This is a genomic window from Marinobacter panjinensis (genome assembly GCF_005298175.1).
Classification (GTDB): domain Bacteria; phylum Pseudomonadota; class Gammaproteobacteria; order Pseudomonadales; family Oleiphilaceae; genus Marinobacter; species Marinobacter panjinensis.
In genome coordinates, this window is record NZ_SZYH01000001.1 from 94,437 (window position 1) to 118,253 (window position 23,817).

Consider the following 23,817-nt stretch of genomic DNA (forward strand, 5'->3'; position numbering starts at 1 on the left):
ATACAGTATTCTGAAAGCGGCTGAATTTCAAGGATGGCGTAGGGGCAATGCTGAGATTTTCCCCAGGGAGAAGCCGGCCACAAAAAAGGGGCGCAAAGCGCCCCTCTTGAGGACAGTGGCGCGAGATCAGCGCGGATGCAGCCAGCCCGGCAGCATGCTGTACGGGTCCACATGGATTTCCGAGTTGAAGCCAATATGCTGGCTCTGGAGACGGGGCATCAAGGAGCCGTCCTTGATCTGGTCAAAGACATCGGTGCAACCGCCGACAAACTCGCCGTTGATGAAAATCTGCGGCAGAGTGGTCCAGCCGGTTTTTTCTTTCAGTACCGCGCGAATCTGCCCGCCCCGGTTGCCCTGTTGGTAGGCCACCGAATCCAGATCGACCGATTTGTAGTCGATGCCGTACTTCTGGAACACCTTGCGCACCGACCAGCAGAACTCACACCATTCCAGCGCGAACATGATCACCGGGTGGTCCGGATCGCTGATCAGTGCTTCGACTTCGTCCACCGCTTCCGGATCCAGCTCTACCGGCTGGCTCGGAGCAGGCGGCGCCTGGGGCACGGTGATATCGAACCGGTAGTTGGGCGTGGAGCGTGACAGCGCCATTTCTTCTTCGGTCATTTCCACGGGCACATCCTCAAACAGCGGGGTGGTGAGGTAGCGTTCGCCAGTGTCTGGCAACATGCACAGGATGGTGGCCCCTTCCGGGGCCTGCTCGGCCACCTTGAGGGCTCCCGCGAAGGTGGCCCCGGCGGAAATGCCGACAAAAATGCCTTCCCGGCGGGCCAGGTCCCGGGCGCACTGCAGGGCATCGTTACCACCAATCGGGATGAATTCATCGATGTTGTGGGCCTGCATCACCTCTTCCGCCAGTTTGGGCACAAAATCCGGTGACCAGCCCTGCATCAGGTGGGGGCGGAACATCGGGTGGCTTTCCGAATGGTCGCCGCTGGCGTTCCGGGGCTGGGCAATGCCGCTGGCCAGGATCGCGGAGTTGTCCGGTTCGCAGACCACAATGCGGGTGTTGGGAGTCTTGCGTTTCAGCACCCGGGAAACCCCGTTGAGCGTGCCGCCGGTGCCAAAACCGGTCACCCAGTAATCGAGGCCGACGCCTTCGAAGTCCTCCAGGATTTCAACAGCGGTGGTGCGTTCGTGCACGGCGGCGTTGGCCGGGTTCTCGAACTGGCGGGGTTGCCACCAGCCGTGCTCACGGGCCAGCTCTTCCGCCTTGGCCACCATGCCGGAGCCCTTCAGCGAGGCCGGAGTGAGCACCACCTTGGCGCCCAGAAAGCGCATCAGCTTGCGCCGTTCCACACTGAAGTTTTCGGCCATGGTGACTACCAGGGGGTAGCCCTTCTGGGCGCAGACCATGGCCAGGCCGATACCGGTGTTACCGCTGGTGGCCTCAACGATGGTTTGCCCGGGTTTCAGTTCGCCGCGTTGTTCGGCGTCTTCGATCACGCCCAAGGCAAGGCGATCCTTGACCGACCCCATGGGATTGAAGGCTTCGATCTTGACGTAGAGATTGACCCCTTTGGGGCCGAGGTTATTGATACGTACCGTCGGGGTGTGGCCGATGGTATCCAGGATGCTGTGGTAAAGCGTACCCATGATTCTTCTCCTTTTCTGCTTGAGAGAAGGACGCCCTAACCCGTTTCGGGGTACGCCAGGGATCCTTAAATTATAGCTCAGCCAGCGGCTTCGTCATTCATTTGGGCCACTTCTTGGCCCACAGCCAGAACCTCGTCAACGAGTTCATCGGCTTCCTTCAAGGTTGTTCTTGCGCCCACAAAACATGGGCGGATCGCCAGCGTGCCATTGACCAGGGTGGTGCTGGGAATGGCCCGCCCACGCTGCACCATGCGCCGGTGGATGCGGCGGTTCAGTTCGTTCAGATCGCGCCAGCGGTCGCTTAGATAGCGGATCCCGCAGATCGAGAGCGTTGGCGCCGAGACGACCTCAAGGTTCGGGTGGGCGTCGGCGCGCTCGGCAACATGGCGTGCCAGGGTGTTGTGGCGGATGATCCGCTCACGCAGACCTGCAACACCGATCTCGCGAATCAGGGCCCATACCACCGCTCCCCGTGATGGGGCGGACAGTTCCACCCCCATATCCGCATACGGAATGCCCAGGTTATCCATGGAATGCGCCGCGACATCATTGGTGCAGGCGCCTTCCAGATAGGTGGCCGCCTCCTGGGTGAAGGCCCGGTTCAGTAACTCCCGGTCTTTCACGTAGGTGGCGCCAATGCCCACGGGGGCGCCCAGCCACTTGTGGGGGTCTACGATTACGGAATCCGCCAGGTCCAGGCCGTCGTAGAGCGGCAGGACCCGGGGATCAAGGATGCCGGGCAGGCCATAGGCACCGTCCACATGGAACCAGATGCCATAGGCTGCCGCGGTTTCGCCAATCTCCCGAAGCGGGTCAATGGCGCCCCGGTTGGTGCTGCCGGCATTGGCAATCACGGCCACCGGTAACAGGTTTGTCTGCTGATCCGCCATCAACTGCCGGCGCAGTGCCGCCGGGCACATCCGGCCCTGCTGGTCTGTGTCGATTCCGCACACTGAGCGCCGACCCATGCCCAGAACCGCGGCGGCGCGTTGAACCGAGTGATGGCATTCGGCGGAGGCATACAGCCGGCAGGGGCGGGCAATTCCATCCCTGGCGGGATCAATACCCAGAGCTTCAAAGGCCGCTTGCCGGGCTGCGCCCAGAGCCACCAGATTGGCGACAGAACCACCGCTGCTATAGAGCCCCTTCATTTCCTCCGGCAATCCGAACATCCGGGCCATCCAGTCCAGCGAGAGTTCTTCGAGAAAGTTGAAGGCGGTAAGGCCGAGACGTTGGGGCGCCGCCACCGAGCCGGCCAGCGTTGCCAGCGCGCCGATGGTGGTGGCGCCGGTGGTGATAAAGGCGGTGCAGCCCGGGTTGGGAATAGGGGAGCCGTTGGGGATCACCCATTCACCCAGTTCCGCCAGCACAGCCTGGATGCCAATGCCGTCTTCGGGCATCGGTTGAGCCAGAGCCTGGCGCCAGGTGTCTGGTTGCTGCATGGCATCCGGGTGCTGGAAGGTCAGGTAAGCGTCCAGCTGCCGGGCAAGCTGTGCGGAGAACTCTGTCAGGTGGCCGCATTCGGCTTTGTCTGTGTTCATGGTTGTGACGCTCCCTCTGGTTCGACCCCAAAAATCCGGGCGGGTTTCAGTCAACGGCGGCGGCTCGAAGGAAGTCGCCGCCGTATTCGCTCAGGCCAGCATCAGGCCGCCGGTCGCCAGGAACTCCATGGTTCGTGGCGCGCCTGCAACCTCGGCTCCGTCGATCAGGTCGGACTCGCCGATGCCTTTGGTTTTCAGGCATACCGGGCAGATCCAGATCTTGCCGCCGTTGGCCTGGTACTGGCTGATCAGGTTCTCCAGGGGTTCATGGCCGTCGGCTGCCAGGCCCTCCATCGCGCCTTTCACGAACAGATTCGTGGCATCGGCGGTAATGAACAGGGCGGTCTCATTGGTTTTGGACGCCGTGGTCGCAAGGATGGCGGCAATGGTGGCGCGCTCAAGGTTGTTGGCGCCGTCCTGGCAATTAACCAGATATTTCGGGGCATTGGCTTGTTGGGTATTCATGGTGGCATCTCCTGTTGGTCGGTGTGTGGTTGCTGATGCAACAGGATCTATCGTAGGCCTCGGAGGCAGGCGAAGCTTGGCGGGGAGGCGATTTAAATCTGGAGAAACTCTGGAGATTGCAATAACCTTGTAAAGACATGCACAGGCTTTTCCGGCTTGGCTTATGCGTTACCAATTTGACGACTTTGAACTCGATACCGACCGTTTCGAGCTATCCCGTGGCGGGGTTGCCCTGGCAACTGAACCGCAGGTGATTGAGTTGCTTGTCATGCTGGTACAGAACCGCCATCGCATGCTCACCAAAGAAGAAATCAATGAGCGTGTATGGCGAGGCCGGATTGTCTCCGATTCGGCGCTCAGCAGCCGCATCAAGATTGCCCGCAAGCTGCTGGAGGATGATGGCCGCACCCAGCGCTACATCCGCACCGTGCACAAGAAGGGCTTCCGCTTTATAGCTCCGGTTCAGGAACTGGACGCCACCGACGACACCCCGGCAAGCGTCGCGCCATTAGCCCCGCAAACGCCCGAGGCGGAGCCGGAACCGGCCCCTCAGTCCATTGGGCACAGCGCCAAGCCCGCGGTGGCGGTGCTGCCGTTCACCAACCTGACCAACGACCCAGGCCAGGAATACTTCTCCGACGGCATCACCACCGACATCATTTCCAACCTGTCCAAACACCGCTGGCTGGATGTGGTCGCCCGCAACACCACCTTTGGCTTCAAAGGACAGGCCATCAACGTGCAGATACTGGGGCAGACCCTGGGCGTGGATTACGTGGTGGAGGGCAGCGTGCAGCGGGCCGGCGACCGGGTGCGGGTAAATGTTCACCTGACCGACTGCCACAGCGGGCATACCCAGTGGGCAGACCGCTACAACCGCCAGATTGCCGATATCTTCGAGCTGCAGGACGACATTACCGAGACCATCGCCGCCCGCCTTGAGCCCGAGATCGGTTACGCCGAGCGCAATAAGGTAGTTCATAACCGACCGGCCAACCTTCAGGCCTGGGATTGTTACCACCTCGGGGTTCACCATTTCTACCAGTTTACCGGGCCGGACAATCGAGAGGCCCAGCGCCTGCTGCGACAGAGTCAGACGCTGGATCCCTTCTTCGGAGAGGCGTTTGCCTGGTGGGCCTATGCGGTGATTCTGGGCATGGTCTACTGGGATACGCAGCCCACGCAGGCCCTGCTGGATGAGGCCCTGAGCGCCTGCGACAAGGCACTGATGTTGATGCCCAACAACGCCACCTTCCATGCCCTGAAAGCGCGGGTGTTGTTGGCAAGGCGTGAGTACCGGAACGCCATTCGCGAAAACCGCGTTGCCATCGAACTGAACCCGACCTTCGCGGCCGCGTTTTGCGGCCTCGGTGACTCGCTGGCATATGAGGCCCGGTATGACGAAGCGCTCAAGAACTTCCGGAAGTCCATCGCCCTGAGCCCCAACGACCCCCAGATGTGGGCATTTTTAACCTACGGCGCCCTTGCCATGATTTTTCAGGGCGATTTCGAAACGGCCCTGGAGTGGACGGACCGGGCCGCGACAATCCCCAACTGCCAGTACTGGACCTGCGCCCACCGTGCCGTGGCCCTGGCGTATCTCAACCGGATAGCTGCGGCCCGGGACGCGACGGCGCACCTGCTCTGCGAGCAGCCCGGGTTTTCTGTGGCCTTCGCCCGGGAAAAGCTGTTTTATCTGAGGGAGCAGGCCCAGATCGATTGCTACCTGGAAGGGTTGCGCCGGGCCGGGGTACCGGAAACCGCCCGGATGCTGGCCGGCTGACACCCCGCGCGCCTGTTTTCCTTGCACGCCAGGCGGAACGCTGGTTGATAACTGCGAACATGAAGCCCACAGTAACTGTAAATGGATAGGTTTGGAGGTGACGGATGAGCGAACTAACCCAGCATAGCTGTGAAGCCTGCCGCGCAGGTGCTCCAACGGTATCGGAAAGTGAGAAGCTGACCCTTCAGAAGGAAGTGCCCGACTGGGAAATTGTCGAAGTCGATGGCGAAGAGCAGTTGCACAAGGTCTTCAAGCTCAAAAACTTTGCGCAGGCTCAGGCCTTCACCAACAAAGTGGGCGACCTGGCCGAGTCAGAGGACCATCACCCCGCCATTCTTCTAGAGTATGGGAAAGTGACCGTAAACTGGTGGACCCACGCCATAGGCGGGCTGCACAAGAACGATTTCATCATGGCGGCAAAGACCGATGCCGCCTATAACGAGATGCAATGACTTCCTCGTGGCGGAAGGCGCCTTCCGCCACAGCCCACTCAAGCGAGGCGAGGCCATGGTTGAGAATCGCACCGATAACCCCCTCACGCTCAAACTGGGCCATGAAGAACTGATCATCCGCCGCCGTTACGAAATGATCAGCATCACCAACGATTTCTTCATTGCCATCTGGTTTCTATTGGGCAGTGTCCTGTTTCTGTTCCCCGATTACGAAAGACCGGCCATCTGGATGTTCATCATCGGCAGTTTCCAATTCCTGATCCGCCCCACCATCCGCCTGCTGAGCCATATCCATGTGAAGCGGATTCCGGCGAGCAACTGGGAAAGCTAGAAGCCTCACAATTGAGGTTTTTGAGCGGGGTGCCCATCGTCTTCGGGTGTTGGCGAGGTATCGATGAGTCAGAACAGTACCTTTGAATAGGGTATGCCAACGGTCGGTGACTTCGTCCATGCTCCAAGACTTGGCTTGCTCGGCCTTGATATGAAGGATGATGTGGTAGTGGTTTGACATGGTTTTTATGGTCCATGTCCATGTTACAAGGCCAGGGCGTCCATATATATCCATATTGGCGTGATCATAGCTGACCCTGGAATTCGGACTCGGCCGTGGATCACGGGGTCGAAAGCTACCGAGGTGCGTGCTAAAATAGAATTGCCTTTAAGTCTGTTTTTAGGGGGTCATTGCACGACTGTTTTCCAAGAGCCGAGGGGGTGCCCGTGCAGTTGATGGGAAGGCGCGGCATGTAGGAGTTAGCGGGCGATTGCAGTGGCCAAGAACAGGCCATAGCCGACGGGTCCTGTCTGTGCCCCGCGGTGAGGAGGGAATCTTATGCGAGACGTGCTTCGCCGATACAACGCGAATTTCTCCATGTCATTGCTGGCCGGGACGTTGGCTCTGTCGACGGTGGCCGGCGCCCAAGAAGCGCTGGACGATCCGATCCCCGAGCCGATAGATTCGGGCCACGTGCGGATCGTTCTGGAAACGTCAGCCGATGGCATGACGGCCCCGAACTGGGGTAGCGACGTGCCCGGCTGTACCAATCTCCAGGACCGGCTGGTGGTGTCAGACCAGGACGGTATCCTCTGGGCTGTCAACATCGACACCGGCGACAGGAGCGTGCTTCTTGACGTCAGCGACCGACTGGTATCACTCGGCGTCGGCGGGCCGGGTACATTCGATGAACGGGGCCTGCTGGGCTTCACGTTCCACCCCGACTTCGCCAACAATGGCCTGCTCTATACCTACACATCGGAGCCGGTCGCCGGCCCCGCGGACTTCTCGACCATGCCGGTTGGGGTCGATGCGAACCACCAAAGCGTCATTAACGAATGGCGGGTTCCAGCGCCGTCGTGCGAGCGCGGCGCCGTTGTTGATCCCACCTCCCGTCGGGAACTGCTACGGATCGACGAGCCACAGTTCAACCACAATGGCGGTACGCTCGCGTTCGGACCCTATGGCATGCTCTACATTTCGCTCGGCGACGGCGGCGCGGCTGACGATCAGGGGGTCGGCCACGTACCCGGCGGCAATGGCCAGGATCCGGGCAACGTGCTGGGTACCATCCTGCGTATTGATCCCCAGGGCAGCAACGCCGCCAACGGCCAGTATGGCGTGCCGGTGGATAACCCCTTCGTCGGCGACGCCGACGCGGTCGACGAGATTTTCGCTTACGGGTTCCGTAACCCTTTCCGTTTCTCCTTCGATGCCTACACCGGCGAGATGATGATCGCTGACGTGGGTCAGAATGACATCGAGGAGGTTGATGTCGGTGTTCCTGGTGGCAACTACGGTTGGCCCATCAAGGAGGGGTCCTTCTGTTTCCATCCCAACGGCACCGAGCCGGGGTTTGTATTCAACTGCGGGCCCGGCAACGCGCCGGCGGGTCTGGTCGAGCCCGTGGCCGTGTACGATCACGACGAGGGTATCGCGGTAATTGGCGGCTTTGTCTACCGGGGGTCGTTAATCCCGAACCTGATGGGGCGCTACGTTTTTGGCGACTACTTACAGCCATACATTGACAGTGGCCGGCTGTTCTACCTTGGAAAGAACGATCGCATCTTCGAGCTGGACCTGCGGGACCGAGACAGCCTGGGGCTCGTACTGCTGGGCTTTGGCCAGGATGCATTCGGCGAGCTATACGTGCTGGCCAATGAAACCGGGACGCCGTTCGGCGATACCGGAGTCGTCCTACGCATGGTCAACGGTCAGGGAAAAGCTCCCAACCGGTTCCGCACCCACCTCTCCGGCAGCGAAGAGGTACCGGCGACGGAAACGCGGGCGCAGGGTCAGGCCACTTTTGAAATGAACCGGACAGCGAATCACTTGTCGTTCCGGCTCATCGTGGCGAATATCGAGGGCGTCGTCGCCGCGCACATCCACTGCGCGCCCGAGGGTGTCAATGGCCCTGTAGGCGTCACTCTGTTCAGCGGCGGACCGGTGAGCCCCGATGGCACGCTGGCCAGTGGGAATGTTTCTGAACCCGGCTCCGGTAACGCCTGTGGCTGGGGGAGTATCGGCGACGTGCTGACAGCGATGCGCCTGGGAAATGCTTACGTCAACGTGCACACGTTGGCCAATCCTCCCGGAGAGATCCGGGGGCAAATCCGTTGAGGCGCGTACCGTAGAACGAATCACGGGGACAGAGCGCATTCAGGAGTTATCAGGACGGGTTATCAGGACAAGTCGTAGGGACTAATAGGACGCGCACAATAGTCGACTATTAAAACCATAAAATACATAGGCCGGTGCTATCGACCGTGATGGGTTTCCTTGTTTGAGGTTGGATGGGGTGGGTGTCCCTCAGCAGATCAGAAAAACTTATATAATTAATCACGCATTAAATGGAAGGCCATGCTAACAAAGAGTTGCACCGGACAAGCCGGTGAACGCGGCGTTAGGGCTACTATGGATATACAAACTTATTCTGCAGACAAAGCTAGGGAAGTTGCTGAATTGTTTCATCAATCTATTCATGCAATTGATCCTTCGTTGTATACGTCAGAGCAAAAAGAAGCTTGGGCTCCTACTCCTGTGGATTATGAGAACTGGTCTGAGCGACTGAAGGCGAAAAAACCGTTCATAGCTTTAATTGAAAATTGTGTAGCTGGTTTTATCGAACTGGATGCTAATGGTCATATCGACTGTACTTATACCCATCCGAATTTTCAGGGAAGAGGTGTCGCATCTGCCTTGTATGAGCATTTACTTGCGGAGGCAAGGGCCAGAAATCTCAAACGCTTATACGTTGAGGCTTCACTCATTGCTAAGCCGTTCTTCGAGCACCGCGGCTTCTCTGTGGTCAAGAAAAATGAAGTGCAAAGAAACGCGGTTTCGTTAGTGAATTTCTCAATGGAAAGATATCTAAGCCCTAACAATCAAATGCGCCGCTGCGCTTCGGCGTTATCTGTTCGGCACTTCGGAGAGTGAGGAATGAAAGGAAGTTGCCTGTGTGGCGAAGTCAGGTACGAGGTGGATCGGCTGGATACACCGATTCAGCACTGCTCTTGCAGAACATGCCAAAAAGCTCATTCGGCGGCCTTCAATACCGGGGCAGGAGTGCTCCGCGAGCAGTTTCGGTGGACTAAAGGGAAAGAGTTGTTAAGCAGCTTCGAATCTTCACCAGGCAAGCTGCGCTACTTTTGCTCAAACTGCGGTTCCCAACTGGTTGCGGAGAAGGAGGGAAGTCCTCGGGTCGTATTGCGAGTCGCTAGTCTAGATGAGAACCCTCTCGCCAAGCCCGAACGTCATATCTGGAGTTCGCATGAAGTGCCCTGGCTGGAGTACGGCCCTCAAATCGTAGCGTTCTCGGAATGGGAACCGGGACATTGAAATCAGACAACAAGGCAATGCACGCGACGAACGCGTGATTGCGGCGTTAGGCGGCATTTAGACACGGTCGTGGAACCACAGGGAGGTTGCCATGAGTGAAATCAATATGCATGTGCCTGAGACGGGCTCACTTCACCCGCTCGTCGAACCAGAGTGGCTGGAGAAACACTTAGACGACCCTGACCTACGCATCGTGGATGCAACGGTGCAAGTCAAGCTCTGGCCATTCCCGCATATCAGGAGCGGTAGGCGTGGGTTTAAGCGGCGCCACATCCCGGGAGCAACATTTGCAGATCTCCTGAAAATATCGGATCCCCAGCGGCCTTCCTACACGTTTACGATGCCAACCGCGGAACGCTTCGCCGACCACATGGGCCGACTTGGCATCGGGAACGGCACACGTGTCGTGATTTACGATGAGCGGGAGAACATGTGGGCCGCGCGATTGTGGTGGATGCTCCGCACATTTGGCTTCGACGACGCGGCGGTTCTTAACGGTGGGTGGAAGGCCTGGCGGCTTGAAGACCGTCCGGTCTCCTCGAAACCCTGCGCGTACCCGGCTACCACGTTCACCCCGCATGTCCGGCCGGAGCTCATCGTTGGCAAAGAGGAGGTGTTGACCGCAATTGAGGACTCGACAACGTGCATCGTGAATGCGCTGGGCCGCCGCCAGCATCGTGGTGAACGTAAAGAATATGGGGGAAGAGGGCATATTCCAGGCGCAAAAAACGTGACGGCATGGGAAATCCTCGACCGGAAGACGATGCGTTATCGCCCGACCGAAGAGCTGCGCGAGCTGTTTCGCCCAATGTTGGAGGCCGAGCGGGTTATTACCTACTGTGGCGGTGGCATTGCCTCCTCGAGCGATGCGTTTATCCTCCACTTGCTGGGACATCCGAACGTGGCCGTTTACGATGGGGGGCTCATCGAGTGGTCGGCAGATCGCAGCTTACCCCTCGAACTCGGAGAATGACGATTCGAGAATGTCAGATGAAAGAGTTCCTGGAAAACCATCACTTGCCAATGGCAGTGCTCAGGAACGTCCGAGCCTTTGTCCACTTCTACGACGCGCCTGTTGTCAGGGTTCAGAACTGGCCTCGGGGTTATCTCAGCTTAGAACCATTAATCCACGGATGACCGGTGCGATCGAAAGCGCAGGACTCGCGCGCTTGTCGGCGTCGTTGGTGCACACGGGCGCTGCTGAACCAGCAGGGCCTGTTGCAGGCCGAGTAACGAGTCGTACATCATCGCTTGAATATCCAACAAGGCCTTCATGGGGCTGCCGGCCGTCCGGCGGCGGGCATCAATCACAAACTGTAGGCCCCGTAGCCGCCGTTGATTGCACTCCGAACTGCGGCGAATGCAGTCTTCAATCGCTGCCGGGAAAACCGGGACAGATTTATTTGATGGACTCCAGAGATGGGCATGTAAATTTTTCTGAGGGCGAAATCGAGGGGTATAGTTGGAAATCAGAGAAGCTACGCCAAGTGATGTGAATGCTATCGCTCAGCTTATTGCCACGCTCGCTAAAAAATTCATCGTGCATGAATTTACGGATGCGGGAAAAGATCAGTTCTTAGGTTCGAATAGTGCTGAAAAGATTCTCGAGTTCATGGGGCAGGGCTTCGAATATCATATAGCGGAAGATAATGGCGAAGTTATTGGTGTCGTAGGCATTCGAGAAAACAGCCACCTTTATCATCTGTTTGTATCAGAAAGTTATCAAGGTTGTGGGCTTGCTCGAAAGCTATGGGAGGTCGCCAAGGCTAAGTGTTTGTCAAAGGGGAATCCGGGTAGGTTTACCGTCAATTCCTCTAATAATGCGGTCCCGGTTTACGAGTCTTTTGGTTTTAAAAAAACGACCGGAGTCGTGGAAAAAAACGGTGTTTTATTTAATCCAATGGTTTTGGATGACCACAGTTAACAAGGCAGTCAGAAAGATGCGCATGCCGCTTTTTGGCGACCTCCATTGACGAGAGTCTGTTTAATCGGTTATTGGCCGGAGTTATTTGGTCGCAATAATCGTCACCAGCCCCCCATCCACCTTTGTCTCGACATTCGATAAACCCGCTTCAACCAGCTGATGCTCTACCCATTCCCTGGATAATCGAAGTTTCCGGTAATCACTTTTGCTCAGCAGCCATTTACCCTCTTCCTTTCGGTACACAATATCATTTATTTTTACTGTCTCTGGCTCGAACTCCAAAAAGCAGGTAAAGATCCTGGAGTCATCGCTTTGAACCGGAATAAACCGATCTGTCCCAAAGACCTCCGCTGACAGGTCACGAAAAGTGAGTATACATTTGCCAGCCGTTTCAAGTGAGGTCGCGACTTTTTCAAAGAGCCTGCGAACCTTGTCTTTAGACTCTAAGTGCAATAGCGTATCCGTCATACATGTGATGAGTTCCACTCTGCCGGTGGTATAGTGATCAAAATTTATCAGGTCATCCCGGACAGTCTGAATGTCCAGGCCAGCGGCATTGTTTTGCAGTTCCCGAAGCAAGTCCTCGCTGGTATCGATTGCCGTTACGCAGAAGCCGAGCCGGGCCAGGGGAATGGACTGAAATCCACAGCCCGCGCCAAGATTGATAGCCAGCCCCGATCCGCCCGGGGTTATTGCATGTTGCTCGAAGAAGTGGACGTTCTTTGCGAGTCCGGACGCGAAACCGCCCATCATCCAGCAATAGATGTCTGCCAAAAGCTGTTCATAATGTTCCTGTTGCGTGGCCATTTTCAAAATCTCCAGGTAGCTGAGAGGGTCAAATCTCTATAGTTCCCTTTAGATAAACGACTGCTTTACCCGCGATCTTCACCCGATTCCCCGTCACTTCGCAGCACACGTCGCCCCCGCGTTGGGAAACCTGCCTGGCACGCAGGGCGCTCTTGTTGAGTACCCCAGCCCAGTACGGGGCGAGTTGAGTGAAGGCCGAGCCGGTAACGGGATCCTCGTTGAGGCCGTATTTGGGCGCAAAGAATCGGGTTACAAAGTCGTACTCATTGGATCGCGCGGTAATCGCTACTCCCCGCAGGTCAAGTTGCTTGAGTTTCTCAAGCGAGGGCCTGACCTTAAGAACCGTCTCTGCGCTTTCGAACTCCACGATATAGTCTTCGCCTTTCAGGCATTGTTTCGGTGTCTCGCCAAACGCTTCAGAAATTGTCCGAGGCGTACTGCAAGCTGCTGGCATTTGTGCGGGAAAGTCCATCTCCAACCATTGGTCCCGTTGAGCGACCGTCAGCGTGCCGCTTCTCGATTCAAAGCTCATCATTGCCGAAGGGCCCTGTTGAAGGAGGACTTTCGCCGCTGCCAGCGTGGCATGACCGCAAAGATCCACTTCATGGACGGGGGTAAACCAGCGTATATCAAAGCCGGAACCGTTGTTGACGATAAAGGCAGTCTCAGACAGGTTGTTTTCCTGGGCGATAGACTGCATGACCTCCTCTGGAAGCCAATGATCCAGCAGACAAACGGCGGCCGGGTTGCCCTCAAATCTGTGGTTTGCAAACGCATCCACCTGATACATTTTCAACTTCATGGCAGGTCTCCATTGGGTTCGATTCCGGCAATTTCGGGTGCGAGCCGACGCGCCTCTTTGGTTCTCGCGTAGATGTTGCCCTCCAGCCTGGGCTGCATGCCAAAGATCCAGAAGCCAGGCTGGTTGGTAACGGACTCCTGGGCGTTTAAATTGTCCTGGTTTATAAAGGGCGTTACATCTTGATCTCCCGTCAAATCAGACAAGCCAGTGCGATAGCCGGTAGCGAAAATCACCACGTCACACTCCAGCATCGAACCGTCCACAAAAGTGACAGAGTGCGTATTGAAACATTTGATATCGGGGTAGACTTGCATCCTTCCCGTCTTCACGGCGGCCACGAATCCGTCATCAAAGCCAGGAGCCGTACCCTCCTTCACAAGGCGGGTGCAGATGCCCGTTGGGGGCGTACGGATGCCCCATTTTTCCAGGTCTCCAAAACATAATCTCGACAACAGTGCACCGACTTTGTCTTGTAGTCTCAGGGGTAACAGGGTCAGAGCCGGTGCGGTCACCTGGGACGGTATACCGAGCAATCGGGTTGGCAACAGATGGGTACCCTGGCGCATGGAAATCGCCAATGATTCACACTCACCGGCACGCACCAGGGAATTGGCGATATCAATACCGGAGTTGGCCCCGCCGACGATCAGGACACGCTTGTCGCGATAGCCTCCGACATCACCAAAATCGGCTGCATGTCGCTGTTCGATTTGGCACGTTTTTCTTCCGGGCCAGCAAGGCGTGTAAGGAATCCGTTCCGGTCCGGTGGCCAGGACAAGCCGCCTCGTGGTCACCGGCTCTCGGTTGGTGTGAATCCGCCAGATACCGTCCTGTTTTTCGATATGCCTGACCATCACGCCGTATTGGATTTCGACACCATGATGCTGACTTAACCAATCGGCATATTGGTTCAGATAGTCAAGGTAATCATCCCGGGCGACGAAAGTGCCGAGCTTTCTGGAGAGAGGCTTACCGGGCAATGCAGACAACCATCTATGGGTATTCAGACGAAGCTGGGGGTGCCGGGCACGCCAGGCGCTCCCGGCTTCCTGACTGGCCTCCAGAATGGTCGGTTGAACACTTTGTTGTTTAAGGTGGAAGGCCAGCGATAACCCGGAGGTGCCTGCACCGACGATAATAATGTCACGGTCCGGGACGCTGTTTGCATGACTATTTCTCATGACAGTGCCTCCTCTTTGAGCGTATTTTGCTGCTGGGGATCACGCTGCTTTCGTCTGATATAAAGGGTTTTCTTTGCCCGGGCGACTATCTCGTTATCTTCATCAATGATATTTACCTCAAAAGTGGGACGATACTTGCTGCCATCAGTAGTGGCCGCGGTAATCTCATCCACCCGTGACTGGGGAATGTGGAAATGAGCTTTGACGCGTCCCCTTCCTGGTTTGAGAAAATCGATAGTGACGCTTTGATCCCAGACGACATAGTCGCGTCCCAGAATGTTCATCAGAATCAACATGTAGAAAGGATCAATCATGGTCGACAGATTGCCGCCGAAGTGGGTACCGATGGTGTTTCGGTTGTACCAGCGCAATCTCATTTCCACGTCGATCGTACGGAAGTCTGACGCCACCCGAATCACTCGGATGCCCGTACCCAGGTAGGGCGGATACCAGTTGATCTTGCGTTTAAACGTAGATGGTTTCATTTTTTGCCTCCCGGATATTGTTTGGCGTTAGGGTTAAAAGTCAGCGGCGAAAAGGCAGAAAAGCTGGCACCTGTTTGCGGTATTCGCGGTAGGTCTCGCCCAACTCTCGGATTAAGTCCGCTTCTTCAATGGGCGTTACAATGAAGATGTAGGAGGAGCAGACCAGTGCCATCAGCACGTGCCCCACCGACATTTGTGGTGTCGCCCAGAACACGATTAACCAGCCCAGACTGATGGGGTGCCGGGTCACGCCGTAAAGGTAACGGGCCGTGAAAACGGTCGGCCGAGGCGCCTTTTTCAGTGCCCAGGTCCAGGCCTGGCGCAAGCCGAAAAAGGAAAAGTGATCGATGTGAAAGGTGGCACTGACCATCAACCCCCAGCCGATCGCGTACAAGCCATAGATCAACGCAGCTGAAACGTTGTGATCAACCCGCCAGATCGTTCCGGTCAGCGGTTGCCAAAGGGCGATCAGCAAAAACAGGGTGGTGCCGGAAATCAGGATATAGGTACTTCTCTCCAGCGCTGGCGGCACGATGCGTGTCCACCAGGCCTTGAACCATGGCCGGGCCATGACAGAGTGTACTGTCAGATAGATCACGAGCATGGTCAGATTGACCGTCAGGCCAAAAGCCAAGTCGGCGGAGCTGCCTGAATCGATGGTCTTTGGTAACCACAGGTTTTGCAGGAACAGCATCAGGTAGCAGAGAGCGCCCATGCCAATTGCATAAGACAACAGCGCATAAGGAAGAATGATTAACGTGTTCATGGGAATCTGATTCTCCTGGGTTGTGCCCGGCTATTGGTCGCCGGGCTGCGCAACGAAGTAAACGTTAAACGGATCATGGTCGAGACGATGGCACGCAATACTTTCGAAACCGGCTTTTTGCAGCATGTCGGTCGCCAGCTCTTCACCCCACATGGTGCCCAGGCCCGGCCCGCCCTGGGCCAGTGAGACCGGTGTGCAATGGACACAGGAGATGCTGTACAGCAGCGGGCCCAAAGGATGCTCCAGGTTATTTTCCAAATAACTGGAACCGCTGATATCCTGCATGAGGTAAGTGCCGCCCGGTTTCAGTGATTTGGCAATACCGGAAAGCAGTGCCTGGGGATCCGCCTGATCATGCACGGCATCAAAGCTGGTGATCAGGTCAAATCGCTCAGGTTCAGAAAAATTCCGTAAATCCCGCGCTTCGAAAGTAAGGTTCGTCAGACCTGTACAAGCGGCCTCCCGGGCCGTTTGCGCAAAAGCTTCAGGGCACAGGTCATAACCGACAAAACGACTCCGGGGATAGGCCCGGGCGAGGGATAGCAAGGCCAGCCCCGCTCCGCATCCGGCATCCAGTACATCAATGCCTTGCTCCAATCGTGCGTTTAATCCCGGGATCAACGGTAGTATGTGATCGCGCAATGCGGATACCACCGTTTGGGCACTGTCTTCGCTCATCACCTGATGAAAGCAGGGATAAGCCTGGTAGGGCAGGCCCCCGCCGTTTTTGAAACATTGGATCAGGGCATCTTCCATCTTGGCAATCAGGGGCACGAACTGGGCATTCACCGCGATATTGTTGGGCACCGCCGCGCGCGTCAGACAGGCCGCATGTGCCGGAGGCAGAGAGTAACTGCGGGAATCCGGATCATAGTGGATGATTTTGCCCGTGGTCATCGTTGCCAACCACTCCCGCACATAACGCTCGTTGAGGCCTGCCTCTTCGGCGAGCTTTTCACTGCTCGCGGGAGACCGTTCAGCGAGGTGATCGAAAAGTTTCAGTTTGTGACCCAGGGAAATCATGGCCACGATTGCGCCATGATTCAGCATGGTGACCAGTTGCTCTGCGAAGAGTTCGACTGAATCTTCTTGTGCCTCGGTGAGGACGGGTTCAATGGCACTCATGTTTAGCTCCTTATGTTGGGTTGACAAGGGCTATGTTATTGCGAATGCTTTGGGGAACCTTCAGTCAAAAAAAACAAAACCCAGTCAAACCTGCCAAACCGCCGAAACAGGTAAGCAGGCAAAAGGATTGAAGGGGGCCACCATGGTACGAACAGAATCTAAACCACCCTGGGAGATGGCTATCCTGGTTATTCGGGAAACAGCCGCCTCCGCAGCCTATGGCATGAACGACCTCCTGTGCTCCGCCGGTAAAGACTGGATGCTGATCACACAAGGAAAACCGGGCACCACGTTAATCAATCCAAGTATTGTCTCTGCGACGGGAGAGGCCATGGCGGTCGCCAATGGCGGCTGGATTAAGCCGCACCGGCGGTTAAGCGATGATTATCACCCCGATGTGATATGCCTGTTGGAGATAGCGGTTGCCCCGGATAAAAACTTTGCCCATAGCCTCAGCCTGGAGATTGAGTGGTTAAAGCGCTATTGGGAAAAGGGCGGCACCATTGCAGCAGCCTGCACCGGTTCGCTGTTAATGGCCGAAGCCGGGCTTTTGGACCATCAGGATGCCACCACCCATTGGGGCTTTAGTGACTTTGTGCGTGATAACTATCCGCATATCAGGCTTCACCCCAACCGTGCGCTGGTCACCGCCGGTGAGGGGCAGCGCCTGATCATGGCGGGCGGAGGGTCTTCCTGGATGGACCTTGGACTCTATCTCATCGCCCGATTCTGTTCGCTGCAAGAAGCCATTCGCGTGGGCAAGGTGCATCTGATCGATTGGCATGAAGTGGGACAACAGCCCTACGCCGTGCTTTCCTGTACCCGCCAGGCTGAAGACGCGGTGATTGCCAAATGCCAAGCATGGGTAGCACAAAACTATGATCAACCTTCACCGGTGGCATCAATGATGAAAATAAGCAAACTCAGCGAACGTTCCTTCAAACGACGCTTTAAACAGGCAACCGGAATGACTCCCATCGAGTATGTGCTGACGCTGAGGCTGGAGGAAGCAAAGCAGATATTGGAAACGTCGGATGTGCCGGTAGAGGCGGTAGCCGAATCCGTGGGTTATCAGGATGCAGGTTTCTTCGGTCGGAAATTTGTGCAACGGGTGGGGATGACGCCCGCGCAGTATCGTCGTAAGTTTCAAGGGTTACGGCAGCATTTCGCAACCTATTGAAAAATGGTGCCCGGAGGCGGAATCGAACCACCGACACGGGGATTTTGAATCGTCTATTAAAGTCTTTAAATAGTCTTTTCATGAGCGGATCAAAGGATGAAGGCTGCGTTGAAAAGGGATTTCGGGGAAGCAAAGCCAGAGTATGCCGCCTATCATCTTCTGGATATCCTTGGACAGCTATTCGTTTAGAACTCAAAGCCGGATATGGGGAGTTGGTGTATCCATGCCTCCTTGTACCTTCGCGATCAAATGGAATGAAGATTTAACAAAAGCATCAAATTCGTTCCGGCCCGATGGGCCTACACCGGACGCCCTTTTCAGAGCGCCGTTTATGCTGGCGTTTTGCCAATGGCGGTGCTCAGGAACGTCCGAGCCTTTGTCCACTTCTACGACGCGCCTGGTGTCAGGGTTCAGAACTGGCCTCGCGGTTGTCTCAGCTTAGAGCCATTAATCCACGGATGACCGGTGCGATCGAAAGCGCAGGACTCGCGCGCTTGTCGGCGTCGTTGGTGCACACGGGCGCTGCTGAACCAGCAGGGCCTGTTGCAGGCCGAGTAACGAGTCGTACATCATCGCTTGAATATCCAACAAGGCCTTCATGGGGCTGCCGGCCGTCCGGCGGCGGGCATCAATCACAAACTGTAGGCCCCGAAGCCGCCGTTGATTGCACTCCGAACTGCGGCGAATGCAGTCTTCAATCGCTGCCGCGCGTAATCTCTCAAAGCCTTCTGGATCGCGCTGGGCCAGATCCTTGAGCGCGTCGAACGTGGGCATTTCCATAACTTGCCTCCTTTCCGGGATTCAAGTAACCAGTACTACACCACTCCTTTTCAAAGCCCCTGTAACCCGCGTTCGACAGTCCGGAAACTGAACGTACAGCCCCTCGCAGAAAAAAAGCCGGGACACTTTCAGTTAAGCCTCGGCGGGCTCCGGAATCAAGCTGATGTTCTGATCACGTGGTGATTGGCTGTGAGAGGATCCACAGGCTCAGCACCGTCAGCCCGACCATGGCAAGGGTCATCGGGATCTGCGAAAGCGCCGCGCGCCGGGCGTCTTTGAAGAGCTGTAGTGCGCGCCGGTGCGCAACCAGAACCGAAAGCGCATGCCCCGCGATCAGCGCCGTCAAGGCGATCCACCAGATGTGCCTGGCCCCGATGACGCTGATGTCGATGGACCAGTTTCGCGTACCGAACAAGTCCCACCCCAGGCCAAACGGATCGGACGCCGCGGGGAAGATCAGCTGGCCGGCGATCAGTAGGTACGAGACATAGTGCGAGAGGTGGTAGGCGACTGCGATAGGCAGGAGCGTACCGGCGAAGGCGCGCGCGAGTTGACCAACCTGGAACCTACCGCCGACCAGTGCCCTCATCAGAATCACCAACAGCCAGTAGGCGCCGTAGAAGCCGGCAATGGTGGTCAAGAGGCCAATAGTGCGAACCACCTGAATCAAATCCGCCCCCTGATCACGCAGCCATAGCAGCGGCGAGCGCAGGGACGGTGAGTTGCTCACGAAATCCAGAACTGCGGTCCAGACCGAGGTCTCGGACAAACCATCGAAGAGCACAATCCCGATGAGCCCTATGACCAGAGCCACTTCACCGCGGATGGGCTCTGCCTTGGTGAGCAGGCCCTCGCCCGGCGGGCGCACGCGCAGGGCGGTGGCGCTGGTCACCGAGAGCGGTGCAACCCGACCGAGCACCGCGAATATACGGCTCAAGGGGTCTGCGACACGGAACCACTGTTCTCCGTAGGCGAGCCCGCCGAAGAGAGCGACCAGGAGATAGGCGGTCAGCAGCAGGCCCACTGTTTGCGGATCTTCCGACCAGTCCGATGTCAGCTCAATCCAGGCGATGGCCAGAAGTCCTGCCGGCGCCATCAGGCCGGCAGCCGACGGCAGGTTGGTCGCACTGCCATGCCATGGCCGACCGGTCGCGTACGCCGAAAATGCCGCCAGTCTGCGGAATGGGTCGATCTGCGGCCAAAGGCAGACCACCAGGGCCGAGAACAGCACGAAACCTACCCAACAGATCACCCAGACCCAGATGGTCGTGAAATTGCGCATGGCCTCCTGCGGTCCGAAGAACGCAGAGCCGAGCAGAACTGCCAGTACAATCAGGCCGACAAAGCCCAGCACCGTAGAAAACGCGTGACCAGCTTTGGCGGGCAGCGGTATGTCCACATGCAGAGGGCGCGCCTGCCCGGTGCGGAGGAGCAGCAGTGTACCGACAAACGACGCCGCCACCGCCATCCCCGCTGCGGTGAGGTAAAGACTGAGCGGCAACGGCAGGTCGTAACGGGCGCCGAAGCCATGAGCCTGGACCTGCGACGTCGCCAGAACCGTCGTCGCGAAAACACCCTGCCAGCGCGTCACTCAGGCCGAACCCCGAGGTAGGCGAGCGGGCTGTTGATCCGGCGCCGCCGCATGCGTTTAATGTCCGGCCAGGTGGTTCCACTCCGGCAAGAGCGTGAGCGAGTTCGGGTTGAACCCGGCATTCTTGAGGGTGTCCATCGAGGCGATCACCTCACCGCTCTCAAGATCCACCACCGAGACCGAACCGTCACTCATGTCCGGCAGGTTGATGAACGAGTTCTGGACGAATCCGTACCGGAAGTCCGGCGTGAATCCGACGTGGTGTGCACCGTCGGCCGTCGCGACCTGCTTCAATAGCTTCGGCTTCGTTGGGCCTTCCGAGATGTCGAAGATATGCAGGTGCCCAGGCTTCATCGCCGTCGTCACGTACATGCGGTCGGGGTTCTTGTCGTCGTTGAAGTAAATCTCAAGCGGCACACTGGCGCCATGCTCGGCGAAGTTGAAGATCGTCTCGCGACCGAACTCCTGCGAGTCCGTATTCCAGACCAGCGCTTCGAGCGTATGCCCGAACATGTTGGTCACGATCGCTGTCGCAGGCTCGGCACCGGGCACGAAGAACACCTCGACGGGCGCGACCTTGGACGGCGACTCGGCATCCGTCATCTTGATCTTACCAAGCGGCTCGAGGTCAGAGGCACGTACCACCGAGACGAACTCATCCGGGCTGGTCAGATCCGGCGTTATGGTCGAGGTGACCAGTATGCGATCGATCGCCGTGTTGACGGCGAGGCCGTGCGGATAGGTACCCGGCAGATCAATCTCGCCGACCACTTCGTCGCTCTCGACATCACCGACGATCACCTTGGCGGAGCCCATGCAGGTCAGATACCAGCGCTCGTTCGCTTCGTCCAGGATGACGTCCTCCGCCACGTTGCACGGTGGCGTTTCGATCGTGGCGAGGCGGTAGGGGTTCTTCGTGAGATCAAGAACCTGAAGCGCAGGTTTTTGCAGACCGGTGATGTAGGCCTTGCTCATCGTTCGGTCATAGAAAATGTGGTGCGCGACTGTTTCGGGGTCAATCGGAATATCCGAAAGAATCTTTCCGAAGTTCGGACTCTCCGGGTCGACGTCGATTATAGCCAGACCCTCGCGTCGAGCTGTTTCGCCAGATAACTTGAGGCTCTTGAGCTGGTCCGCGGGTTTACTCTCGTAATTCATGACGGCCAGTATTTCTGCGGTCGCCGGGGCGGTGGGGACAAATGCTGCCAAGGCAGCCAAAGTCCAGGGGATTGCGGTTTTCATGGGATGCCCTCCTCAGTGGGGCACGACCAACCTGAGACAACCTCAGGCAGTCTCATAGAGATTTATAGCTCCTGCTGGACCGGAATGCAATGCGTTCCGGGACTGGTCGATCACGCAAAATCGAGGCCCGTAACCAATTGATTTTAAAAACAACGAGAGCAGCAATTGGGGGAGGTCCGAGCACAAGGGCCGGCCTAACACATATGAGCCTTCTCGGATTCAATAGGCAATAGTCATTTTCTTTGGCCGCGCCAGCGGCCAACTTAAACCTATGAGCGAGAACGCCTGCTTTGCTATTCTGGTTTGGCTGTCAGGCACCTACAGCAAACACATATAGGGGCTCTCTTAAGTGGCTTTGGGCCACAGCCTGACCTGTCGTCCCATCGTTGGGTCAGGGGCACCAGACAAGGAAGAGTGTAATGAAGCTGCTCGATCTGATTCAGGATTTCCGCGGTCTGGCCGGAGACATACTCCCCGACAACATGCGCTTCGGGGAGGTATTTGGAAACGGCGCTCTCAAACAGGTGCCACCTGGCCAGGTTAAGCACATACCGCTCAATCCCCGGACAGAAACCTACGACGACCTGGATCCGCGTTCCCGGTCGCTGATCAGAAAGACCATTGATTTCTTCGAAAAGCGCGGCAAGCATCAACTCAAGGAAGACGATCATAACCGCACCTGGTACCAGGACTTCCTGGATTTTCAGGCCAAGGAAAAACTCTTCGCCACCTTCCTGACCCCCTCTGAATACGGCGCAAAGGATGCGCGCTGGGATACCTATCGCAATTGCGCTCTTAATGAGGTTCTCGGTTTTTACGGCCTTGCCTACTGGTACACCTGGCAGGTTTCAATCCTGGGTCTGGGGCCGATCTGGATCAGCGATAACGAAACCGTGAAAAAGCGTGCGGCGAAGTTCCTCAAGGAAGGTGGCATTTTTGCCTTCGGCCTTTCGGAGAAAGAGCACGGCGCCGATATCTACGCCACTGACATGATTCTCTCACCCCAGGAGGACGGCAGCTTCTGCGCCAATGGCGGCAAATACTACATCGGCAACGGCAATCAGGCGGCACTGGTTTCCGTGTTCGGCCGGCGGGAGGACACCAACGAGTACGTGTTCTTCGTTGCGGAATCCCAGCACAAGAACTACGAGCTGGTGCAGAACGTGGTCAGCTCACAAAACTACGTCGCTGAGTTCCGGCTCAACGATTACCCCGTTCGGGAGGAGGATATCCTCGCCACAGGCCAGGACGCCTGGGACATGGCGCTCAACACTGTCAATATCGGCAAGTTTAACCTCGGCTGGGCATCCATCGGCATCGCCACCCATGCTTACTACGAGGCCATCAACCATGCCTCGCATCGCTGGTTGTTCGGCCACTACGTCACCGATTTTGTCCATATCAAACAGCTTTTCACAGATGCCTATACCAGGCTCACCGCCATGAAACTGTTTGCCGAGCGGGCCATCGACTACGTGCGTGTCGCCAGCCCCGACGACCGGCGCTATCTGCTGTTCACCCCGATGGTAAAGATGAAGGTAACCACTCAGGGCGAAGAGGTGATCAACGAGCTCTGGGACGTTATTGCCGCCAAGGGCTTCGAGAAAAACATGTACTTTGAAACCGCCGTCAAGGACATCCGGGCCCTGCCCAAGCTGGAGGGTACGGTTCACGTCAACATGGCGCTGATTCTCAAATTCATGCCCAATTACTTCTTCAATTCCGCCGAGTTCGACGAGGTGCCACCCCAGCAGGAAGCCCGTAACGACGCTTTCCTCTTTCACCAGGGAGCCACCAAGGGCCTGGGCAAGACCCGGTTCCACGACTATCAGAAGATCTACGGCCAGTTTGATCTGCCCAACGTCAATCGCCTGAAGAAACAGATCCGGCTGCTCAAGCTGATGCTGATGACGGCCAAACCCAACGAAGAGCAGCAGAAGGACTTCGATTTCCTGCTCAATCTGGGAGAGCTGTTTACCCTGGTGGTCTATGGGCAGCTGATCCTGGAGAATGCGCAGATTCAGGGGCTGGACAATGCATTGGTCGACCAGATTTTTGATGTGTTCGTCCGCGACTTCTCGAAATACGCCCTGGAGCTGGCGCAGAAGCCGAGTGCGACGGTGCTTCAGCAGCAGATCACCCGCCGGATGATCCAGCGCCCGGCCGTGGACCATGATCGTCAGCAGCATGTATGGGAAAACTACGCCTATGCGCAGCGGGATCAGTACGAGATGAAGGACTGAAAAGGAC

23 protein-coding genes are annotated in these 23,817 nt (G+C 57.0%); 10 read left to right on the forward strand and 13 right to left on the reverse strand.

The annotated features are described in order from the left end of the window. Nucleotides 1-126: 126 nt before the first annotated feature. From cysK to FDP08_RS00440, 3 genes are all read right to left on the reverse strand, one after another. Nucleotides 127-1,614 carry a cysteine synthase A gene (gene cysK, locus FDP08_RS00430; RefSeq protein ID WP_137434086.1) on the reverse strand — a complete coding sequence of 496 codons (1,488 nt, stop codon included), beginning with the start codon at nt 1,612-1,614 and terminating at the stop codon, nt 127-129. Between the two features lie 77 nt (nt 1,615-1,691). Then, on the reverse strand, nt 1,692-3,155 hold the full coding sequence (locus FDP08_RS00435) for a pyridoxal phosphate-dependent decarboxylase family protein (RefSeq protein ID WP_137434087.1): 1,464 nt from the start codon (nt 3,153-3,155) through the stop codon (nt 1,692-1,694). A gap of 90 nt (nt 3,156-3,245) precedes the next feature. Continuing rightward, nucleotides 3,246-3,620: a DsrE family protein gene (locus FDP08_RS00440; protein ID WP_137434088.1), complete on the reverse strand. Its 375-nt coding sequence runs from the start codon at nt 3,618-3,620 to the stop codon at nt 3,246-3,248. Nucleotides 3,621-3,783: 163 nt separating this feature from the next. Between FDP08_RS00440 and FDP08_RS00445 the strand changes: the two genes are divergently transcribed. The 7 genes from FDP08_RS00445 (at nt 3,784) to FDP08_RS00475 (ending at nt 10,657) form a co-directional block, all read left to right on the forward strand. Then, nucleotides 3,784-5,403 (forward strand): winged helix-turn-helix domain-containing protein, encoded by a 1,620-nt coding sequence (locus tag FDP08_RS00445; protein WP_137434089.1) that lies wholly within the window; start codon nt 3,784-3,786, stop codon nt 5,401-5,403. A 104-nt stretch (nt 5,404-5,507) separates the two neighbouring features. After that, on the forward strand, nt 5,508-5,855 hold the full coding sequence (locus tag FDP08_RS00450) for a 4a-hydroxytetrahydrobiopterin dehydratase (RefSeq protein ID WP_137434090.1): 348 nt from the start codon (nt 5,508-5,510) through the stop codon (nt 5,853-5,855). A gap of 55 nt (nt 5,856-5,910) precedes the next feature. Continuing rightward, nucleotides 5,911-6,186 (forward strand): YrhK family protein, encoded by a 276-nt coding sequence (locus tag FDP08_RS00455; RefSeq protein ID WP_137434091.1) that lies wholly within the window; start codon nt 5,911-5,913, stop codon nt 6,184-6,186. Nucleotides 6,187-6,684: 498 nt separating this feature from the next. Then, on the forward strand, nt 6,685-8,466 hold the full coding sequence (locus FDP08_RS00460) for a PQQ-dependent sugar dehydrogenase (protein WP_206077255.1): 1,782 nt from the start codon (nt 6,685-6,687) through the stop codon (nt 8,464-8,466). Nucleotides 8,467-8,760: 294 nt separating this feature from the next. Then, the gene (locus FDP08_RS00465; RefSeq protein WP_137434092.1) at nt 8,761-9,282 is read left to right on the forward strand and encodes a GNAT family N-acetyltransferase; all 522 of its coding nucleotides are present in this window, start codon (nt 8,761-8,763) and stop codon (nt 9,280-9,282) included. Between the two features lie 3 nt (nt 9,283-9,285). Then, complete coding sequence (locus tag FDP08_RS00470; RefSeq protein ID WP_137434093.1) at nt 9,286-9,684, forward strand: GFA family protein; 399 nt, start codon at nt 9,286-9,288, stop codon at nt 9,682-9,684. 91 nt (nt 9,685-9,775) lie between these two features. Next, a complete protein-coding gene (locus tag FDP08_RS00475; protein ID WP_206077256.1) occupies nt 9,776-10,657 on the forward strand; it encodes a sulfurtransferase in 882 nt (293 codons plus the stop codon). Between the two features lie 149 nt (nt 10,658-10,806). Here the strand turns inward: FDP08_RS00475 and FDP08_RS20645 are convergent, their stop codons facing one another. Next, nucleotides 10,807-11,187 carry a DUF3135 domain-containing protein gene (locus FDP08_RS20645; protein WP_137437174.1) on the reverse strand — a complete coding sequence of 127 codons (381 nt, stop codon included), beginning with the start codon at nt 11,185-11,187 and terminating at the stop codon, nt 10,807-10,809. On the opposite strand from FDP08_RS20645, the gene FDP08_RS00485 reads away from it, so the two are divergent. Further along, the gene (locus tag FDP08_RS00485) at nt 11,147-11,608 is read left to right on the forward strand and encodes a GNAT family N-acetyltransferase (protein ID WP_137434094.1); all 462 of its coding nucleotides are present in this window, start codon (nt 11,147-11,149) and stop codon (nt 11,606-11,608) included. The two genes, FDP08_RS20645 and FDP08_RS00485, sit on opposite strands and share 41 nt — an antisense overlap. A gap of 81 nt (nt 11,609-11,689) precedes the next feature. Here FDP08_RS00485 and FDP08_RS00490 read toward each other — a convergent pair whose 3' ends face one another. Genes FDP08_RS00490 through FDP08_RS00515 form a run of 6 tightly spaced genes read right to left on the reverse strand, consistent with a single transcriptional unit; the run spans nt 11,690 to nt 16,774 of the window. After that, on the reverse strand, nt 11,690-12,415 hold the full coding sequence (locus FDP08_RS00490) for a class I SAM-dependent methyltransferase (protein WP_137434095.1): 726 nt from the start codon (nt 12,413-12,415) through the stop codon (nt 11,690-11,692). A 28-nt stretch (nt 12,416-12,443) separates the two neighbouring features. Further along, entirely contained in the window at nt 12,444-13,217 is a 774-nt protein-coding gene (locus FDP08_RS00495) for a PhzF family phenazine biosynthesis protein (protein WP_137434096.1), read from the reverse strand. Then, the gene (locus FDP08_RS00500; protein ID WP_137434097.1) at nt 13,214-14,398 is read right to left on the reverse strand and encodes a flavin-containing monooxygenase; all 1,185 of its coding nucleotides are present in this window, start codon (nt 14,396-14,398) and stop codon (nt 13,214-13,216) included. Before FDP08_RS00500 ends, FDP08_RS00495 begins: the two co-directional genes overlap by 4 nt. After that, nucleotides 14,395-14,883 (reverse strand): DUF4442 domain-containing protein, encoded by a 489-nt coding sequence (locus tag FDP08_RS00505; protein ID WP_137434098.1) that lies wholly within the window; start codon nt 14,881-14,883, stop codon nt 14,395-14,397. The genes FDP08_RS00500 and FDP08_RS00505 overlap by 4 nt, the downstream gene beginning before the upstream one ends. Before the next feature lie 40 nt (nt 14,884-14,923). Next, a complete protein-coding gene (locus FDP08_RS00510) occupies nt 14,924-15,649 on the reverse strand; it encodes a methyltransferase family protein (protein ID WP_137434099.1) in 726 nt (241 codons plus the stop codon). Between the two features lie 30 nt (nt 15,650-15,679). After that, a complete protein-coding gene (locus FDP08_RS00515; protein ID WP_137434100.1) occupies nt 15,680-16,774 on the reverse strand; it encodes a class I SAM-dependent methyltransferase in 1,095 nt (364 codons plus the stop codon). On the opposite strand from FDP08_RS00515, the gene FDP08_RS00520 reads away from it, so the two are divergent. Continuing rightward, the gene (locus FDP08_RS00520; RefSeq protein ID WP_206077257.1) at nt 16,764-17,954 is read left to right on the forward strand and encodes a GlxA family transcriptional regulator; all 1,191 of its coding nucleotides are present in this window, start codon (nt 16,764-16,766) and stop codon (nt 17,952-17,954) included. The two genes, FDP08_RS00515 and FDP08_RS00520, sit on opposite strands and share 11 nt — an antisense overlap. A 447-nt stretch (nt 17,955-18,401) precedes the next feature. On the opposite strand, the gene FDP08_RS00525 is transcribed toward FDP08_RS00520, so the two are convergent. The 3 genes from FDP08_RS00525 to FDP08_RS00535 all read right to left on the reverse strand — a co-directional run bounded on the left by FDP08_RS00525 (nt 18,402) and on the right by FDP08_RS00535 (nt 21,567). Further along, nucleotides 18,402-18,734 carry a DUF3135 domain-containing protein gene (locus FDP08_RS00525; protein WP_137434101.1) on the reverse strand — a complete coding sequence of 111 codons (333 nt, stop codon included), beginning with the start codon at nt 18,732-18,734 and terminating at the stop codon, nt 18,402-18,404. A 172-nt stretch (nt 18,735-18,906) separates the two neighbouring features. After that, nucleotides 18,907-20,325 carry a hypothetical protein gene (locus FDP08_RS00530; RefSeq protein WP_137434102.1) on the reverse strand — a complete coding sequence of 473 codons (1,419 nt, stop codon included), beginning with the start codon at nt 20,323-20,325 and terminating at the stop codon, nt 18,907-18,909. A 57-nt stretch (nt 20,326-20,382) separates the two neighbouring features. Further along, complete coding sequence (locus FDP08_RS00535; RefSeq protein WP_137434103.1) at nt 20,383-21,567, reverse strand: YncE family protein; 1,185 nt, start codon at nt 21,565-21,567, stop codon at nt 20,383-20,385. A gap of 419 nt (nt 21,568-21,986) precedes the next feature. On the opposite strand from FDP08_RS00535, the gene FDP08_RS00540 reads away from it, so the two are divergent. Next, the gene (locus FDP08_RS00540; protein WP_228263196.1) at nt 21,987-23,810 is read left to right on the forward strand and encodes an acyl-CoA dehydrogenase family protein; all 1,824 of its coding nucleotides are present in this window, start codon (nt 21,987-21,989) and stop codon (nt 23,808-23,810) included. The last annotated feature ends 7 nt before the right edge of the window (nt 23,811-23,817 follow it).

Excerpts from the sequence above, each read along its gene's own strand:
- FDP08_RS00515 (WP_137434100.1), bottom strand. The coding sequence starts at position 16,774 with ATGAGTGCCATTGAACCCGTCCTCACCGAGGCACAAGAAGATTCAGTC.
- FDP08_RS00450 (WP_137434090.1), top strand. The coding sequence starts at position 5,508 with ATGAGCGAACTAACCCAGCATAGCTGTGAAGCCTGCCGCGCAGGTGCT.
- FDP08_RS00510 (WP_137434099.1), bottom strand. The coding sequence starts at position 15,649 with ATGAACACGTTAATCATTCTTCCTTATGCGCTGTTGTCTTATGCAATT.
- FDP08_RS00470 (WP_137434093.1), top strand. The coding sequence starts at position 9,286 with ATGAAAGGAAGTTGCCTGTGTGGCGAAGTCAGGTACGAGGTGGATCGG.
- FDP08_RS00520 (WP_206077257.1), top strand. The coding sequence starts at position 16,764 with ATGGCACTCATGTTTAGCTCCTTATGTTGGGTTGACAAGGGCTATGTT.
- FDP08_RS00445 (WP_137434089.1), top strand. The coding sequence starts at position 3,784 with ATGCGTTACCAATTTGACGACTTTGAACTCGATACCGACCGTTTCGAG.
- FDP08_RS00525 (WP_137434101.1), bottom strand. The coding sequence starts at position 18,734 with ATGGAAATGCCCACGTTCGACGCGCTCAAGGATCTGGCCCAGCGCGAT.
- FDP08_RS00440 (WP_137434088.1), bottom strand. The coding sequence starts at position 3,620 with ATGAATACCCAACAAGCCAATGCCCCGAAATATCTGGTTAATTGCCAG.
- FDP08_RS00505 (WP_137434098.1), bottom strand. The coding sequence starts at position 14,883 with ATGAAACCATCTACGTTTAAACGCAAGATCAACTGGTATCCGCCCTAC.
- cysK (WP_137434086.1), bottom strand. The coding sequence starts at position 1,614 with ATGGGTACGCTTTACCACAGCATCCTGGATACCATCGGCCACACCCCG.
- FDP08_RS00455 (WP_137434091.1), top strand. The coding sequence starts at position 5,911 with ATGGTTGAGAATCGCACCGATAACCCCCTCACGCTCAAACTGGGCCAT.
- FDP08_RS00535 (WP_137434103.1), bottom strand. The coding sequence starts at position 21,567 with ATGAAAACCGCAATCCCCTGGACTTTGGCTGCCTTGGCAGCATTTGTC.
- FDP08_RS00490 (WP_137434095.1), bottom strand. The coding sequence starts at position 12,415 with ATGGCCACGCAACAGGAACATTATGAACAGCTTTTGGCAGACATCTAT.
- FDP08_RS00465 (WP_137434092.1), top strand. The coding sequence starts at position 8,761 with ATGGATATACAAACTTATTCTGCAGACAAAGCTAGGGAAGTTGCTGAA.
- FDP08_RS00500 (WP_137434097.1), bottom strand. The coding sequence starts at position 14,398 with ATGAGAAATAGTCATGCAAACAGCGTCCCGGACCGTGACATTATTATC.
- FDP08_RS00435 (WP_137434087.1), bottom strand. The coding sequence starts at position 3,155 with ATGAACACAGACAAAGCCGAATGCGGCCACCTGACAGAGTTCTCCGCA.
- FDP08_RS00460 (WP_206077255.1), top strand. The coding sequence starts at position 6,685 with ATGCGAGACGTGCTTCGCCGATACAACGCGAATTTCTCCATGTCATTG.
- FDP08_RS00495 (WP_137434096.1), bottom strand. The coding sequence starts at position 13,217 with ATGAAGTTGAAAATGTATCAGGTGGATGCGTTTGCAAACCACAGATTT.
- FDP08_RS00475 (WP_206077256.1), top strand. The coding sequence starts at position 9,776 with ATGAGTGAAATCAATATGCATGTGCCTGAGACGGGCTCACTTCACCCG.
- FDP08_RS00540 (WP_228263196.1), top strand. The coding sequence starts at position 21,987 with ATGAAGCTGCTCGATCTGATTCAGGATTTCCGCGGTCTGGCCGGAGAC.